Source organism: Pseudomonas sp. R11-23-07, assembly GCF_003852295.1.
Classification (GTDB): Bacteria; Pseudomonadota; Gammaproteobacteria; order Pseudomonadales; family Pseudomonadaceae; genus Aquipseudomonas.
The window spans coordinates 2,640,724-2,654,955 of the sequence record NZ_CP027761.1; the positions used below are offsets into that span (position 1 = coordinate 2,640,724).

General features: G+C 60.0%; 16 protein-coding genes and 1 pseudogene. 11 read left to right on the forward strand and 6 right to left on the reverse strand.

Annotation, left to right across the window (positions count from 1 at the left end; translation table 11 throughout):
• Window positions 1-3: 3 nt before the first annotated feature.
• The 4 genes and pseudogenes from C4J84_RS11990 to C4J84_RS26725 all read left to right on the forward strand — a co-directional run bounded on the left by C4J84_RS11990 (window position 4) and on the right by C4J84_RS26725 (window position 3,685).
• Complete coding sequence (locus C4J84_RS11990) at window positions 4-1,026, forward strand: ABC transporter permease (RefSeq protein WP_124362706.1); 1,023 nt, start codon at window positions 4-6, stop codon at window positions 1,024-1,026.
• Between the two features lie 338 nt (window positions 1,027-1,364).
• Window positions 1,365-1,769, forward strand: a complete 405-nt coding sequence (locus tag C4J84_RS11995) for a TraR/DksA C4-type zinc finger protein (protein WP_003191666.1) — start codon at window positions 1,365-1,367, stop codon at window positions 1,767-1,769.
• Between the two features lie 544 nt (window positions 1,770-2,313).
• Window positions 2,314-3,546 (forward strand): methyl-accepting chemotaxis protein, encoded by a 1,233-nt coding sequence (locus C4J84_RS12000; protein ID WP_372238207.1) that lies wholly within the window; start codon window positions 2,314-2,316, stop codon window positions 3,544-3,546.
• Window positions 3,492-3,685, forward strand: a pseudogene (locus tag C4J84_RS26725) (hypothetical protein). Before C4J84_RS12000 ends, C4J84_RS26725 begins: the two are co-directional and overlap by 55 nt.
• On the opposite strand, the gene C4J84_RS12005 reads toward C4J84_RS26725, so the two are convergent.
• Together C4J84_RS12005 and C4J84_RS12010 are read right to left on the reverse strand one after the other, a co-directional pair.
• Window positions 3,651-3,893: a DUF2789 domain-containing protein gene (locus C4J84_RS12005; protein WP_124362708.1), complete on the reverse strand. Its 243-nt coding sequence runs from the start codon at window positions 3,891-3,893 to the stop codon at window positions 3,651-3,653. The pseudogene C4J84_RS26725 and the gene C4J84_RS12005 sit on opposite strands and share 35 nt — an antisense overlap.
• 71 nt (window positions 3,894-3,964) lie before the next feature.
• Window positions 3,965-4,195 carry a hypothetical protein gene (locus C4J84_RS12010; protein WP_124362709.1) on the reverse strand — a complete coding sequence of 77 codons (231 nt, stop codon included), beginning with the start codon at window positions 4,193-4,195 and terminating at the stop codon, window positions 3,965-3,967.
• 762 nt (window positions 4,196-4,957) lie between these two features.
• On the opposite strand from C4J84_RS12010, the gene C4J84_RS12020 reads away from it, so the two are divergent.
• The 4 genes from C4J84_RS12020 to C4J84_RS12035 all read left to right on the forward strand — a co-directional run bounded on the left by C4J84_RS12020 (window position 4,958) and on the right by C4J84_RS12035 (window position 7,552).
• Window positions 4,958-5,428 carry a hypothetical protein gene (locus tag C4J84_RS12020; protein ID WP_057725140.1) on the forward strand — a complete coding sequence of 157 codons (471 nt, stop codon included), beginning with the start codon at window positions 4,958-4,960 and terminating at the stop codon, window positions 5,426-5,428.
• A gap of 131 nt (window positions 5,429-5,559) precedes the next feature.
• Window positions 5,560-6,576: an ABC transporter substrate-binding protein gene (locus tag C4J84_RS12025; RefSeq protein WP_124435402.1), complete on the forward strand. Its 1,017-nt coding sequence runs from the start codon at window positions 5,560-5,562 to the stop codon at window positions 6,574-6,576.
• A gap of 126 nt (window positions 6,577-6,702) precedes the next feature.
• Complete coding sequence (locus C4J84_RS12030; protein WP_124435403.1) at window positions 6,703-7,140, forward strand: DUF3995 domain-containing protein; 438 nt, start codon at window positions 6,703-6,705, stop codon at window positions 7,138-7,140.
• 82 nt (window positions 7,141-7,222) lie between these two features.
• Window positions 7,223-7,552: a hypothetical protein gene (locus tag C4J84_RS12035; protein ID WP_124362714.1), complete on the forward strand. Its 330-nt coding sequence runs from the start codon at window positions 7,223-7,225 to the stop codon at window positions 7,550-7,552.
• Window positions 7,553-7,924: 372 nt separating this feature from the next.
• Here the strand turns inward: C4J84_RS12035 and C4J84_RS12040 are convergent, their stop codons facing one another.
• On the reverse strand, window positions 7,925-8,287 hold the full coding sequence (locus C4J84_RS12040) for an NUDIX hydrolase (RefSeq protein WP_124365144.1): 363 nt from the start codon (window positions 8,285-8,287) through the stop codon (window positions 7,925-7,927).
• A gap of 125 nt (window positions 8,288-8,412) precedes the next feature.
• On the opposite strand from C4J84_RS12040, the gene C4J84_RS12045 reads away from it, so the two are divergent.
• The 3 genes from C4J84_RS12045 (at window position 8,413) to C4J84_RS12055 (ending at window position 10,758) form a co-directional block, all read left to right on the forward strand.
• Window positions 8,413-9,390: a Gfo/Idh/MocA family protein gene (locus tag C4J84_RS12045; protein WP_124435404.1), complete on the forward strand. Its 978-nt coding sequence runs from the start codon at window positions 8,413-8,415 to the stop codon at window positions 9,388-9,390.
• A 46-nt stretch (window positions 9,391-9,436) separates the two neighbouring features.
• Window positions 9,437-10,066 carry a ribonuclease T2 gene (locus C4J84_RS12050; RefSeq protein WP_124370601.1) on the forward strand — a complete coding sequence of 210 codons (630 nt, stop codon included), beginning with the start codon at window positions 9,437-9,439 and terminating at the stop codon, window positions 10,064-10,066.
• A 104-nt stretch (window positions 10,067-10,170) separates the two neighbouring features.
• Window positions 10,171-10,758, forward strand: a complete 588-nt coding sequence (locus tag C4J84_RS12055) for a LysE family translocator (RefSeq protein WP_124435405.1) — start codon at window positions 10,171-10,173, stop codon at window positions 10,756-10,758.
• On the opposite strand, the gene C4J84_RS12060 is transcribed toward C4J84_RS12055, so the two are convergent.
• From C4J84_RS12060 to C4J84_RS12070, 3 genes are read right to left on the reverse strand one after another with little or no spacing between them, the layout of a single operon-like run.
• Entirely contained in the window at window positions 10,700-11,593 is an 894-nt protein-coding gene (locus tag C4J84_RS12060) for an AraC family transcriptional regulator (RefSeq protein WP_124435406.1), read from the reverse strand. The genes C4J84_RS12055 and C4J84_RS12060 overlap by 59 nt on opposite strands.
• Window positions 11,594-11,609: 16 nt before the next feature.
• Window positions 11,610-13,211, reverse strand: a complete 1,602-nt coding sequence (locus tag C4J84_RS12065) for an ABC transporter ATP-binding protein (RefSeq protein ID WP_124435407.1) — start codon at window positions 13,209-13,211, stop codon at window positions 11,610-11,612.
• 1 nt (window position 13,212) lies between these two features.
• The gene (locus C4J84_RS12070; protein ID WP_124435408.1) at window positions 13,213-14,232 is read right to left on the reverse strand and encodes an ABC transporter permease; all 1,020 of its coding nucleotides are present in this window, start codon (window positions 14,230-14,232) and stop codon (window positions 13,213-13,215) included.

Sequence of the window (14,232 nt, forward strand, 5' to 3'; positions counted from 1 at the left end):
GCTATGAACGCAATAACAGACAACAAGCCGGCGATGGCACCGGTCAAGAACCGTCGACGCATGCCCACTGAATTGAGCATCTTCCTGGTGCTGATCGGCATCGGCCTGGTGTTTGAACTGTTTGGCTGGATCGTGCGCGACCAGAGCTTTTTGATGAACTCCCAGCGCCTGGTGCTGATGATCCTGCAAGTGTCGATCATCGGCTTGCTGGCCATCGGCGTGACCCAGGTGATCATCACCACTGGCATCGACCTGTCGTCCGGCTCGGTGCTGGCCTTGTCCGCGATGATCGCTGCCAGTTTGGCGCAGACTTCCGATTTTTCCCGTGCGGTGTTTCCGTCCCTGACCGATTTGCCGGTGTGGATCCCGGTGGCGATGGGCCTGGGTGTGGGGCTGCTGGCGGGGGCGATCAACGGCAGTATCATCGCGGTGACCGGTATCCCGCCGTTCATTGCGACCCTGGGCATGATGGTCTCGGCCCGTGGCCTGGCGCGTTATTACACCGAAGGCCAGCCGGTGAGCATGCTCTCGGACTCGTACACGGCCATCGGCCATGGCGCGATGCCGGTGATCATCTTCCTGGTGGTGGCGGTGATTTTCCATATCGCCCTGCGCTATACCAAGTACGGCAAGTACACCTACGCCATTGGCGGCAACATGCAGGCGGCGCGTACTTCGGGGATCAACGTCAAGCGGCACCTGATCATCGTCTACAGCATCGCCGGCCTCCTGGCGGGCCTGGCAGGCGTGGTGGCCTCGGCCCGTGCGGCGACCGGCCAGGCCGGCATGGGCATGTCCTATGAGCTGGACGCGATCGCGGCCGCAGTGATCGGCGGCACCAGCCTGGCGGGCGGGGTAGGGCGCATCACCGGCACCGTGATCGGCGCGCTGATCCTCGGCGTGATGGCCAGCGGGTTTACCTTTGTCGGGGTGGATGCGTACATCCAGGACATTATCAAGGGGCTGATCATCGTGGTGGCGGTGGTGATCGACCAATATCGCAACAAGCGCAAGCTCAAGCGTTGAGCCTCAAGCGGCACGTTGTAAGCGGCAAGCGGCAAGTTAGATAAGCTCTACAGCTTGTCGCTTGCAGCTTGCCGCTTATAGCTGTTTTACGAACTTTCCTGCTATAAACGCACTCCGATGACCGTTCGCCAAGCCCGTCCTGGTGCTTTTGGGGGTTGATCGGGAAAAATGCCTGTCATTTCAGTTGCTGCGCCTTCAAGTCGGCCTTAGACTGCCGCCCCTCGTAAATTGAGTGCCGGGTGGCGCTTGGAACGGATGGCGCCTTTCCGAGACCTGTAGAGGTCGGCCGGAACGCTCCCTTATTCGCCTTAATGCACGTATTTTTTATAGAGAAATCAATGACAAAGGAAAAGTTGCTGGCCATGCCGGCGGATGACTACATGAATGCCGAACAGCACGCTTTTTTTGAGAAGTTGCTGCAAGACATGAAAGTGGAACACCACGAGCGCATTGAACAGAACCGTATCGCCATTGAAAGCCTGGACACGCCTGCCGACCCGGCTGACGCTGCTTCCGTGGAAGAAGAGCGCACCTGGCTGGTCAATGCCATCGATCGCGACCAGCGCATGCTGCCGCAACTGGAGCGTGCCCTGGAACGTATCAAGGAAGATTCCTTTGGCTGGTGTGATGACAGCGGCGAGCCTATCGGCCTCAAGCGCCTGCTGATCAGCCCCACCACCAAATACTGCATCGAAGCGCAAGAGCGCCACGAGCAGATCGACAAGCACCAGCGTCAAGCCTGATGCGCTGCACGGGGGGCCGCATGCCCGGCTCCCCAAAGAATTATTCGTTACGCCCTGGTTATTGATCTACTGCATGCACTTGCACTAAAGGCCCATGGATAATGGCCCGATAGTGGCGTTTAATGCAGACACAATAACGATAAGCAGCGGGGTAACGACAATGGCTGGAGACGGATCTCTGACGGGCGCAGCAGTGCCACCGCAATCGGTGGCGCGCGTGCTGCCCGGCTGGCTCACACCGCTCGCGCAGAGCGCCGCCCTGGTGCTGCTACTGCTGGGCCTGGCGTTTGCCCGCTTGCCACTCTATGTATGCCTGCCGCTGGCCTTGCTGGTGATCTGGCTACCCCGCCTGAAAAGTCCCAAGCCTGGGGTGGCGCACGCTGCGGCCAGCGATGCGATTGGCGAGCTGACGCGCGATCTGTCCTATACCACCAGCCATAACGCACTCTCCGCTGCGGGCGTGGCCTATTCGGTCAAGCAGCTGGCGGCGCGTTTGCAGTCGCAGCTGGGCGCCTCCCAACAGATCGTCAGCAGCGCACAAGTGATGATCAGCACCGAACAGGTCACTTCCCAGCTCAGCCGCCAGGCTTTAGGCGCGGCCAGCCAAGCCCATCAGCGCAGCAGCGAAGGCCGGGAAGTGCTGGTGCAGTCCATCACCCGCATGCATCAACTCAGCCAGCGTGCCGATGCCAGCCGCGAGCTGATCGAAGCCTTGAGCCAGCGCAGCGAGGAAATCCAGCGTGTGACGCTGGTGATCCAGTCTATTGCCAGCCAGACCAACCTGCTGGCGCTGAACGCGGCGATCGAGGCGGCGCGGGCCGGTGAACATGGGCGTGGCTTTGCCGTGGTCGCCGATGAAGTGCGCGGCCTCGCTGGCCGTACGGCCACGGCCACGGATGAAGTCGGGGTAATGGTCGCTGACATCCAGCAACGTACCGCCCAGGTGGTGGAGCAGATTCGCCAACTGTCGGCGGACCTGCACACCGGTGTTGAACAGGTGGAACATGCCGGCGAGCACTTGGCGAGCATCGCCAGCCTGGCGGCGGATGTGGAAACCCAAGTCAGTGAAATCGCCCATGGCACCGACACCAACCGCACGCAACTCGACAGCCTGTTCCACGCCGTGGAGCAGATGCGCAGTGACCTCACGGTAAGCGATCAGCAAACCCGCCAGCTCGCCGACGCCGCTGTGCAAATGGAAGGGCAGGCGGAAACCATCAGCGAGCGCCTGGCGCAAGTCGGCCTGGATGACTATCACCAGCGTATCTACGACTTGGCACGCGAAGGCGCCAGGCGCATTGCCGAACAGTTCGAGGCGGATGCGCTGAGCCGCCGGATCAGCCTCGAGGATCTGTTTGACCGCAACTACACACTGATTGCGAATACCCGTCCGAGCAAATATAAAACCCGTTTTGACGCTTACACCGACCAGGTGTTGCCCGCCATTCAAGAGGCGCTGTTGCCACGTCATGAAGGCTTGGTGTTTGCCATCGCCTGCACCCAACAGGGCTACGTGCCGACGCATAACAAAGCGTTTTCCCACGCCTTGACCGGGGATGACCAAGTGGACGCAGTGCAGAACCGCACCAAGCGCAAGTTTGACGACCGTACCGGCATACGCTGCGGTAGCCATCAACAGCCCATGTTGCTGCAGACTTACACGCGCGATACCGGCGAGCTGATGCACGACTTGTCGGTGCCGATCATGGTCCAGGGGCGCCATTGGGGTGGTTTGCGTTTGGGCTACAAGCCCCAAGGTGCAAAGCCAGGGCGATAACGATACGACGCGGCACCACCTTCACCAGCCGTGAGGAGGCGCAGGAATGCAAGGCTGCCTGGCAAGCGCTGATGCGCCGGAGCAATCAGGCAGCTTGCATTGCATCAAGCGGCGGGAGACTCGTGCAGCAGGGCGTTGAGGTCATCGACCGCAGGCGCCCATTCGGCGTCGATATGCAATTGTTCCCTGAGGAAGGCCGCCTGTTGCTCGCTCCAGAACGGCGCGTCGATGAGTTTGACGTCATCCGGCAAACGGTGTTCGGCGGTGAAGCGTTCGATGGCTTCCTGGCTGGAATCCAGGCCTAGTTGTTCGAACAGGGTTTCAAGTGTCGGGGTGGTGGTGTCCATAACATTCTCCATGCGGGCTGATCATCGTCCTGCATGTGAGGGGTATGGCACGCCAGAGTTCTATCGGATTATCAAGAACTGAGTGCGCCTGAATCCACGGCGGCTTTCAGCTCCTTGGCGGCTTCTTTCGCTGCGATGGCCGCAGCGTCGACAGTTTTGAACCAGCGGTCTTTTTCTACCTGATGCGCTGTGACTGTGGTCAACGGCGGTTTGGCCCGCATGATGATGACCGCTTGGAACTCACCGTCTACTTCCCTGGCATCGCCATGGATAAAAAATTCGCCAATATCAAATTCCGTCACGTATAGGCTTCTCTTCAAGGTAACTGCACTGATGAAACCTGACCCGCACGGGGCAAACTCCAATGGACGGGTCAGTATGGCAGTTGTTGAAGGGCCGCTGTGCAGTAAAGTCAGCCAGGTGACGAAACGAGTGTGCCGTGCAGGCTATACAAGTTGGCTTCCAGGGCTTTGGCCAGTGCACAAGCCTTGGTGTGATCGCTGCGAAAGCCTTTTATCCTGCCGCTGGTCACTTCCTGGATATGGAAAAAATTCCTTCCGGCCGGCACAACGCGATAAAGCACGGAATGGGAGTACCCATCGGGCGTAGGTAAGCAGTAGTATTGCGGTTCGTCCGGACATGATGAATGCGAGTGGAAGGACGTATCGTCGTGTTGACGTCGTAGCATGCTCAGCTCCTGTCGATCGACCTTGTTGATATAGCCGCCACGTTTCGGGTGGTTTGACTAGTGTTACTGTTTTAGTATTGTCGTTGGCGGCGCGCGCCTGGTTCCATGCCCAGGTGTTTTCTTTTGTGATGCGTGTCGGAAAACTGCGTTTTTAATCGGGTTATTCTCTGAAGTTGTTCGACCCGTATTCTCGGGTCGTTGAACCTGTGATTTGCTGTGTTGCCGGATGACCTCGCATAAGGGCCACCGCGCTTATCTGTACGGGTCTTATGGGGTTTCTTCAGGTTTTTAACGAGTCTGTGATCGTGCCGTAACGGCCGTTTTTTTGTGCTGCCCGCTCAAGCGGTCAGTGCTATTTCGATGTGGGGGCGTTTCCTTGGCAGTCAGTAATCTGGATATGCACGCGTTATTCGTGCTGGGTGATTTGCGCGCAAAGTTGGTCAAGCAGTTTCAATCTCGTTTTGTCTACGTCACCGAGCAGACACCGGAAGGTATCTACATCGCTGAGATCGATACCGAAGCGGCGTTGGTGGTGGACGACAAGCCACGCCTGGAACTCAAGGTCGGCGACCATTTTCGCGCGGCGGTATTGCCCAGCCGCGAAGGTGGCAAGTTCGAACTGAAATTCCGCGATATCAAGTTGACCGTATATGGCTTGGGCGACTACGCGTTTGTGTCATCGGCCGAGGGCGAGGGGATTGTGTTCAAGGAAGGCCACAGCGTCATGCTGGTATTTGCTGCCCACGAACAGCTGCAGGAAGGCCTGACCAAAACCCTCAAGGCCGTGACAGGCAAAGCCGCCAAGTGGCGCAAGGGCGAACTGGTGACGTTCAAGGCCAGCGAATAAATATCACCACGGCGAACTTCTTTTATCTTCCGGAACCTCTACTACAGTTGAGTTGACTTAACTATTCAGAGGCTTCGCGCTTAGCAGCAAAGCCGTCCGCTGATGGCTGCGATATCGCGAGGTGCGAGGGGATGAAAGGAATACGAACACTGTTGGCTGCATCGTTGACGGCCCTGGGCCTGTCACTGGCGTCAATGCCGGTATCGGCCGCCCAGGCGCCGGTGCACTTTGCCGACCTGAACTGGGAAAGCGGCAGCCTGATCACCGAGGTGCTGCGGTTCATTGTCGAGAAGGGCTACGACTTGCCCACCGACACCTTGCCCGGTACCACCATCACCCTGGAAACCGCCCTGGCCAAGAACGACATCCAGGTGATCGGTGAAGAGTGGGCGGGCCGCAGCCCCGTCTGGGTCAAGGCCGAGGCTGAAGGCAAGGTGGTGGGCCTGGGCGATACGGTCAAGGGCGCCACCGAGGGCTGGTGGGTGCCGGAATACGTGGTCAAGGGAGACCCGAGCAAAAACATCAAGCCCCTGGCCCCTGACCTGAAAAGCGTAAACGACCTGGCGCGCTACAAGGATGTGTTCCAGGACCCTGAGTCTCCCGGCAAAGGGCGCTTTCTTAACAGCCCCATCGGCTGGACCTCGGAAGTGGTCAACAAGCAAAAGCTCAAGGCGTACGGCCTGGACGACAGCTACGTGAACTTTCGCAGCGGCTCGGGGGCGGCACTGGATGCCGAGATTGCGTCGTCGATCCGCCGGGGCAAGCCGGTGCTGTTCTACTACTGGTCGCCCACGCCGTTGATGGGCCGCTATAAATTGATCCAGCTGCAAGAGCCACCGTTCGACGCCGAGGCCTGGAAGACGCTGACGGATGCGGACAATCCTGATCCCAAGCCGACGCGCTCGCTGGCCTCGAAATTGAGCATTGGCGTGTCTACGCCGTTCCAGAAGGAGCATCCGCAGATCGCGCAGTTTTTCGAGAAGGTTGAGTTTCCCATCGAGCCGCTCAACAAAGCGTTGGCAGCGATGAGCGAGCATCACACAGCACCCAGGGACGTCGCCCAGGCGTTCCTCAAGGAGCATCCAGACGTGTGGAAAGCGTGGTTGGCGGACGATGTGGCGCGCAAGGTCGAGGCGAGCCTCAAGTAGAGCGCGGGTCAACCTTTGGGAAATGAGCGCGCGGGCTTGTGCGGCGCGCCCGCTCTGCCGACGAAATACCTGCAGAAACCATCAGGGCGACTATCCTCATTCGCACATTTCTGTGAGGAGCCCGCCATGAGCTTCATCATCGCGCGCTGGATCGTCGCAATTTTCACCTGCATCAGCATGGTGCATCTGTACTGGGCCGCCGGCGGAAAATTCGGCAGCCTGGCCGCCATACCGCAATTACCCGGCGAATTCGCCGGCGGGCCAAGGCCGGCTTTCAAGCCCTCGACGCTGGGTACATTCCTGGTGGCGATGGGATTGGTGGCGATTGCGCTGCTGGTCTGCCTGCGCGCCGGACTGTATTTTTCGCCGGTGTCCCATGGGGCGCTGCAATGGGGGATCAGTGCGATTGCTGTGGTGATGTTTGCCAGGGCGATCGGCGATTCGGAGCTGGTGGGGTTTTTCAAAAAGGTGGTGGGCTCAAGGTTCGCCAGGCTGGACACCTACTTTTATTCGCCGCTGTGTCTGGTGTTGGGCGCTGGCCTGTTGGTAGTGGCATGGGCCTGAGATAAGGCAATCTGATGGCCCCTCTGTAACAAAATTCTCGCCAGAATCACTTTTATTTTCAGGTGGTTAGGTGAGGAAGCTAATGCGCACTGTTGGAATCATGCTGATTGCCTGTTCCCTGGCCGGCGGCGCGGCAGCCGCGCAGGCCCGGGAGTTGCGCGAGGGCGACAAGTATATGTGCAGTTGGGGCGCGGGCACGGCTGCCAGGGCTCAGGAACTCAAGCTTTCGGGGGTGTCGCTGTACGCCGCGCGGCAAAAGATCCAGACCATCAAATTCAACAAATCGTGGATGCGCATGATGGCCATGGGGATTACCGAGCAGACCTATGACAGCCGTTCACGGCTCAAACCCGAGGCGATTCGCCAAAGTTTCTACCAGGATTGCGTGCGCTATAAAGTGGCGCGTAAATAGTCCGGAACACGCATCGTACAATGAACAAACGGTGTTGGAAGTATGAAAGTGGAATAACTAATAACCCTTATTTATAAGTGGATTAAGTTCAAAGCCTCGCCCCTAACTTGCACCAAAAAGTGGCACAAATCTGCCTCTTTCCTTAAAAAACATGTGGTTATTGAATGACTTACGACGCTTCCATTCCGACGAAAGGAAGAAAATAATCTTGTGACGTGTTTTTGCAATCGCTACTATAGCCGTGCGTTCACCTCCCACGGTTTATGCATTTTTAAATCCCAAGTTTCCATCAGCTACTTGGGATTTTTTTTGCCTTGAATTTGACCCTGTGCACAGCAGTGGCAGCATGGCTCGCCAGTCAAAGCCGTCGCGTCAGAGGCGGCGCAGGAAGGACTTGACGATGTGCCGTGTGGCGTCAGTCGTGTCCAATTCATCGAGTGCGTTGTAGGCATACCACTGGCAGTCGACGATCTCGTTGCACGGCCGCGCCTCGTCGATGTTCACCACTGAGGCCTCAAACACATGGTGCAGGGTGTCGCGGGCCTTCAGCTCCTGCAGGTACAGCAAGCCGTCCACGTTCAACCCGGTCTCTTCTTCCAGCTCGCGCTCTGCCGCGCCCACTGGGCGTTCACCGCGTTCGACCTTACCGCCCGGCAACGCCCATTTCGATCTTGCCTTGCGCACAAAGAGGATATGCCCCTCGTGTTCGCATATGACCGTGGCCCGTATTTTCATCATCTTTGCCTGTAACGAAATCTCTGTCATAAAAGTGTAATGCAATTGTCATGCTAAGTGGTTATGGCGCGCCAGGGTGTGTATGTGGATACTGCCCGATTGACATAAACGAACGAGGAGAGCAGATGAGCACCGTACGTTGGGGCATGATCGGCTGTGGCAGTGTCACTGAATTGAAGAGTGGACCCGCTTTCTACAAAGCGCCAGGTTCCGCCCTGGTGGCCGTGATGGGGCGGCGCGAGGACGCCGTGCGCGATTACGCGACACGCCATGGCATTGCCCGCTTCTATACCGACGCCCAGGCCCTGATCGACGACCCTGAGGTGGACGCGGTGTACATCGCCACGCCACCCGACAGCCACCTCGAGTACAGCTTGATGGTGGCAGCGGCAGGCAAGCATTGCTGCGTCGAAAAGCCCATGTCGTTGAACGCCGAACAGAGCGCATTGATGCAACGCACCTTCGAGCGCGCCGGGCTGCACCTGTTCGTCTCCTACTATCGGCGCTCATTGCCACGCTTCCAGCAAGTGCGCAGCTGGTTGCAGGAAGGCCGTATCGGCGAGCTACGCCACTTGACCTGGACTCTATGCAAGCCCGCAGCGGAGGCCGACACCAATCCCGCCAATTGGCGCACGGATCCCGCGGTCGCCGGCGGCGGTTATTTTGCCGACCTGGCCAGCCATGGGTTCGACCTGTTCCAGTACCTGGCGGGAGATATCGTCGAAGTCTCGGGCTTCACCGCGCGGCAGGCCGGGCGTTACGCGGCGGAAGATGCAGTAACCGCCTGCTGGACCTTTGCCAGCGGTGCGTTGGGCATGGGCTGCTGGAACTTCGTGGCAGACCGCCGCGAAGACCGGGTCGAGCTGATCGGCAGTCATGGGCGCATCACGTTCTCGGTATTCGAAGACCAGCCGCTGCGTCTTGAAGGGGCGGTTGACGAGGTGCTGGAAGTGCCTTGTCATGCGCACATCCAATGGCACCACGTGCTTGCGATGAATGCCCATATCCGGGGGGAAGCCAAGCACCCTTCGCTGGCAATCGAGGCGCTGAAGACGGATCGAATCCTGGACAAGGTGCTGCAACGTTACTCTCAACATCCCTAGCCGTTGCGATAGCGTGGTGACTCACTTTGTTTAAACGGATATCGCGATGAAATACTGGATGGTGGGGTGGCTGCTGATCGTCACCGGGGCAACGGCAGCGCCGCGCAGCCAAGGGCAGCCAGGGGAATTTGATTTCTATGTATTGTCGCTGTCATGGTCGCCGACGTTTTGCCTGACACACCCGGACAATGAACAGTGTTCGGGCAAGGGCTATGGGTTTGTCCTGCATGGCTTGTGGCCGCAGTACGCGCGAGGCGGGTGGCCGGCCTCCTGTGCCCCTGACGTGCGATTGACCAACGAGGAAATGCGCAAGGGCGCGACGCTGTTTCCCACCCGTGCTCTGCTCAAGCATGAATGGGCCAAGCACGGCACCTGCAGCGGGCTCGTGCCGCTGGAATACCTGGAGAAAACCGATACGGCACTGGGGGCGGTGGTCATCCCGCCACAACTGCAGCCGTTCAATACGCCGCCGTCATTAGCGGCCAGCGAGATCGAGGCGCTGTTTCGCGACAGCAACCCACGCATGGGCAATCACGGGATGGCCGTCATCTGCAAAGGCAAAGTGCTGTCTGAAGTGCGGGTATGCCTGACCAAGGACCTGGCCTTCGCCGGTTGCCCGCGCAGTGTGAAAAGCCAGTGCCGCAGCGGTGATATCCGGATCCCCGCGCAGCGCTGAGCCTGGATGCCTCGCGCAGCTTGAGGGGCGTTTTGTTCAATACCGAGTTCGCTCCAGCCTATAGCGTGATGCCATCCCGTCTGGCATCACGAAAAGGAACCGCAATGAGCTTGATCATTTCCATGGCTGCCTTCGCCCTCGCCACCTCCATTACGCCAGGGCCGGTCAACGTGGTCGCCCTGAGCAGCGGCGCGCGCTTCGGGTTTGCCGCCAGCCAGAAGCACGTGTTCGGCGCTGCGCTTGGCTTCACGCTGCTGTTGATACTGATTGGCCTGGGCCTGCACGAGGTGCTGCTGCGCTGGCCGATCCTGACCCAGTTGATCCAGTGGGGCGGGGTGGCCTTTTTGCTGTACATGGCCTGGAAGCTCGCCGTGGATGATGGCCAATTGCAGGCCGATGGCGCCGCCACGGCGCCATCGATGGTATACGGCGCGATCATGCAGTGGCTCAACCCCAAGGCCTGGCTGGCCTGTGTGGCGGGGATGGGGCTGTTCGCGGCGGACGGCGATGCCGGGCAAGTCTGGTTGTTCGCCGGCCTCTACCTGGTGATCTGCTACCTGTCGGTGGCGTGTTGGGCCTATGCCGGAACGTTTCTGCGGCGCTACCTGCACAATCCCCAGGGTGTCAGGGTATTCAACCGCTCGATGGCCGCGTTGCTGGTGGCCAGTGTGGGTTATTTGCTGATGGCTTGAGTATTTCGCGGTATTGCCCGGGCGTGGCGGCGAAATGCTGTTTGAACGCACGCTGGAAATGCGCCTGGTCGGCAAAGCCTGCGGCCAGGGCCACGTCGGCGATCAGCTCGCCATTGCGCAGTTGGGTGCGAGCGAACTGGATACGGCGATTGACCAGAAAGGCATGGGGCGTGAGCCCGTAATACTGCTTGAAGGCGCGAATCAGATAAGACGGCGACAACTCGGCCGCCTGGCAAATGTCCTCGAGCTTCAGGGCCTCGGTGCAGTGTTCACGGATGTAGTCGGCGGCCCGCTCCAACTTGTGATTGACCTCCCGTACCGGTGCGAGCGAAGGGTTCAGGCGCTGCTGCACCTCGCTGAAGTAGCTCACCAGCGCGCTCTGTTTCTGCAGCAGTTCGGCCCGCTCATCCACCAGCAGGCGGTACAACGCCAGCAAGCCGTTGTACAACGACGGGTCCCGCGTATGGGGGATGTTGAACGGGCGGTAACCCTGGTCGGTACTGAAGCCCAGTTGATGCTGCAGGTCGGTCAGCCAGGGCGTGTCGAGGTAGAGCATATGGTAGGACCAATGCTCGTTTTCGATGGGATTGCAGGCATGCACGTCGCCGGGGTTCATCAACACCACGGTGCCGGCGCTGATCTGGAAGGTCTGCGCGCCATGGTGGTAATAGCTGCGCCCGCGGGTGATTGCACCAATGGAAAAATGTTCATGGGCATGCCGCGTATACGTCACCTTGCGTCCGTCGGCGATGGTGCGCGCCTCGATGAACGGCAAGCGCTCGGCGCGCCAGAAACGCGGCGAGTGCGAAGGGTGGGCGCGAGTGTTCAACGACATGGCGAGGGCTCCGACGTTAAGCGGGCACCAGAAAGGCCGCTTCCAGTAATTGCCGAGTATAGGGGTGTTGTGGGTTGGCGAAAATCGCCCCGGCATCGCCTTGCTCCACTACCTGACCCTGCTTGACCACCATCAACTGGTGACTCAGCGCCTTGACCACCGCCAAGTCATGGCTGATGAACAGGTAGGTCAGGTTGTACTTGGCCTGCAAACCGCGCAGCAGTTCCACCACCTGGCGTTGCACCGTACGGTCCAGCGCCGACGTCGGCTCATCCAGCAGGATCAGGCGCGGTTTGAGCACCAGGGCGCGGGCGATGGCGATACGCTGGCGCTGGCCGCCGGAAAATTCGTGGGGGTAGCGATGCCGCGCCTCCGGGTCCAGGCCGACTTCCTTGAGGGCGGCAATAATCGCCGCCTCCTGCTCGGCGGGCGTGCCCATCTTGTGGATGCGCAAGCCCTCGCCGACGATCTCGCTGACGCACATGCGCGGGCTCAGGCTGCCGAAGGGGTCCTGGAATACCACCTGCATCTCGCGGCGCAACGGGCGTACCTGTTGCTGGGTGAGGCGGTCGAGTTGCTGGCCTTCGAAGCGAATGCCGCCCTGGCTCGCGATCAATCGCAGGATCGCCAGGCCCAGGGTGGACTTGCCCGAGCCGCTTTCGCCGACGATGCCCAGTGTTTGCCCCTGGGGCAGGCTGAAGTTGATACCGTCCACGGCCTTGACGTAATCGACAGTGTTGCGCAAAAAGCCCTTCTTGATCGGGAACCAGACTTTCAGGTCGTCCACTTCCAACAGCGGTGGCCCGGCGGCGTTGGTGGCCGGCCCGCCGCTGGGTTCCGCCGCCAGCAATTCCTGGGTGTAAGGGTGTTGCGGCGCCTGGAACAGCGCCTCGCAATCGGCCTGTTCGACGATGCAGCCCTGTTGCATCACGCACACCCGGTGTGCGATCCGGCGTACCAGGTTCAAGTCGTGGCTGATCAGCAATAACGCCATGCCCAGGCGCGCCTGCAGTTCCTTGAGCAGTTCCAGGATCTTCAATTGCACTGTCACATCGAGGGCCGTGGTCGGCTCATCGGCGATCAGCAGCTCCGGCTCGTTAGCCAGGGCCATAGCGATCATTACCCGCTGGCGCTGGCCGCCGGAGAGTTCGTGGGGCAATGCCTTGAGGCGTTTGTGCGGCTCGGGGATGCCCACCAGTTCCAGCAGTTCCAGGGTGCGCCGGGTAGCGACCTTGCCGCTGAGGCCCTTGTGCAAGCCGAGCACTTCGTTGATCTGTTTTTCGATGCAGTGCAGCGGGTTCAGCGAGGTCATCGGCTCCTGGAAGATCATCGCGATGCGGTTACCGCGAATGTGCCGCAGGGTCTTTTCCTTGAGCGTCAGCAGGTCTTGCCCGGCGTAGTGGATGGTGCCGGACGGGTGCCGCGCCAACGGGTAGGGCAGCAGGCGCAGGATCGAATGGGCGGTCACCGACTTGCCCGAGCCGCTTTCGCCGACCAGGGCCAGGGTTTCGCCGCGCTTGATATCGAAGCTGACGTTATTGACCACGCGATGGTGATGCTCGCCGGTAACGAACTCGACGCTGAGGTCGCGGATTTCGATCAGATTGTCCTGATTCATCTCATTTCCTCGGGTCGAAAGCATCGCGAGCGGACTCGCCGATAAACACCAGCAGGCTCAACATGATCGCCAGCACGGCAAACGCACTCATGCCCAGCCACGGCGCCTGCAGGTTGGATTTGCCCTGGGCCACCAGTTCACCCAGTGACGGCGAGCCGGCCGGCAGGCCGAAGCCCAGGAAGTCCAGGGCGGTGAGGGTGCCGATGGCGCCGGTGAGAATGAACGGCATGAAGGTCATGGTCGAGACCATCGCATTGGGCAGGATATGGCGGAACATGATCGCGCCGTTCTGCATGCCCAGCGCACGGGCCGCGCGCACGTACTCCAGGTTACGCCCGCGCAGGAATTCGGCGCGCACCACGTCCACCAGGCTCATCCACGAGAACAGCAGCATGATGCCCAGCAGCCACCAGAAATTGGGCTGCACGAAGCTGGCGAGGATGATCAGCAGGTACAGCACCGGCAACCCGGACCAGATCTCCAGGAAACGTTGCCCGGCCAGGTCCACCCAACCGCCATAGAAACCCTGCAGGGCGCCGGCGATCACGCCGATGATCGAGCTGAGCACGGTCAGCGTCAGCGCAAACAGCACCGACACGCGAAAACCGTAGATGACTCGCGCCAGTACATCGCGGCCCTGGTCATCGGTGCCCAGCAGGTTGACGTTGGACGGCGGCGCCGGGGCCGGCACTTTCAGGTCGTAGTTGATGCTCTGGTAGCTGAACGGGATCGGTGCCCATAAGGTCCAGGCGTCCTTGGCCTTGAGCAATTCCTGGATATACGGGCTCTTGTAGTTGGCTTCCAGGGGAAACTCGCCGCCGAAGGTAGTCTCCGGGTAGCGCTTGAGCGCCGGGAAGTACCAGTCACCGTCGAAGTGCACGGCCAGCGGTTTGTCGTTGGCGATCAACTCGGCGCCCAGGCTCAGCCCGAACAGGATCAGGAACAGCCACAGCGACCACCAGCCACGCTTGTTCGCCTTGAACCGCTCGAACCGGCGGCGATTGAGGGGGGACAGGTTCAT

Excerpts from the sequence above, each read along its gene's own strand:
- C4J84_RS12065 (WP_124435407.1), bottom strand. The coding sequence starts at position 13,211 with ATGAATCAGGACAATCTGATCGAAATCCGCGACCTCAGCGTCGAGTTC.
- C4J84_RS12035 (WP_124362714.1), top strand. The coding sequence starts at position 7,223 with ATGCGCACTGTTGGAATCATGCTGATTGCCTGTTCCCTGGCCGGCGGC.
- C4J84_RS12060 (WP_124435406.1), bottom strand. The coding sequence starts at position 11,593 with ATGTCGTTGAACACTCGCGCCCACCCTTCGCACTCGCCGCGTTTCTGG.
- C4J84_RS12025 (WP_124435402.1), top strand. The coding sequence starts at position 5,560 with ATGAAAGGAATACGAACACTGTTGGCTGCATCGTTGACGGCCCTGGGC.
- C4J84_RS12045 (WP_124435404.1), top strand. The coding sequence starts at position 8,413 with ATGAGCACCGTACGTTGGGGCATGATCGGCTGTGGCAGTGTCACTGAA.
- C4J84_RS11990 (WP_124362706.1), top strand. The coding sequence starts at position 4 with ATGAACGCAATAACAGACAACAAGCCGGCGATGGCACCGGTCAAGAAC.
- C4J84_RS12040 (WP_124365144.1), bottom strand. The coding sequence starts at position 8,287 with ATGAAAATACGGGCCACGGTCATATGCGAACACGAGGGGCATATCCTC.
- C4J84_RS12055 (WP_124435405.1), top strand. The coding sequence starts at position 10,171 with ATGAGCTTGATCATTTCCATGGCTGCCTTCGCCCTCGCCACCTCCATT.
- C4J84_RS11995 (WP_003191666.1), top strand. The coding sequence starts at position 1,365 with ATGACAAAGGAAAAGTTGCTGGCCATGCCGGCGGATGACTACATGAAT.
- C4J84_RS12005 (WP_124362708.1), bottom strand. The coding sequence starts at position 3,893 with ATGGACACCACCACCCCGACACTTGAAACCCTGTTCGAACAACTAGGC.
- C4J84_RS12030 (WP_124435403.1), top strand. The coding sequence starts at position 6,703 with ATGAGCTTCATCATCGCGCGCTGGATCGTCGCAATTTTCACCTGCATC.
- C4J84_RS12000 (WP_372238207.1), top strand. The coding sequence starts at position 2,314 with ATGATCAGCACCGAACAGGTCACTTCCCAGCTCAGCCGCCAGGCTTTA.
- C4J84_RS12050 (WP_124370601.1), top strand. The coding sequence starts at position 9,437 with ATGAAATACTGGATGGTGGGGTGGCTGCTGATCGTCACCGGGGCAACG.
- C4J84_RS12070 (WP_124435408.1), bottom strand. The coding sequence starts at position 14,232 with ATGAACCTGTCCCCCCTCAATCGCCGCCGGTTCGAGCGGTTCAAGGCG.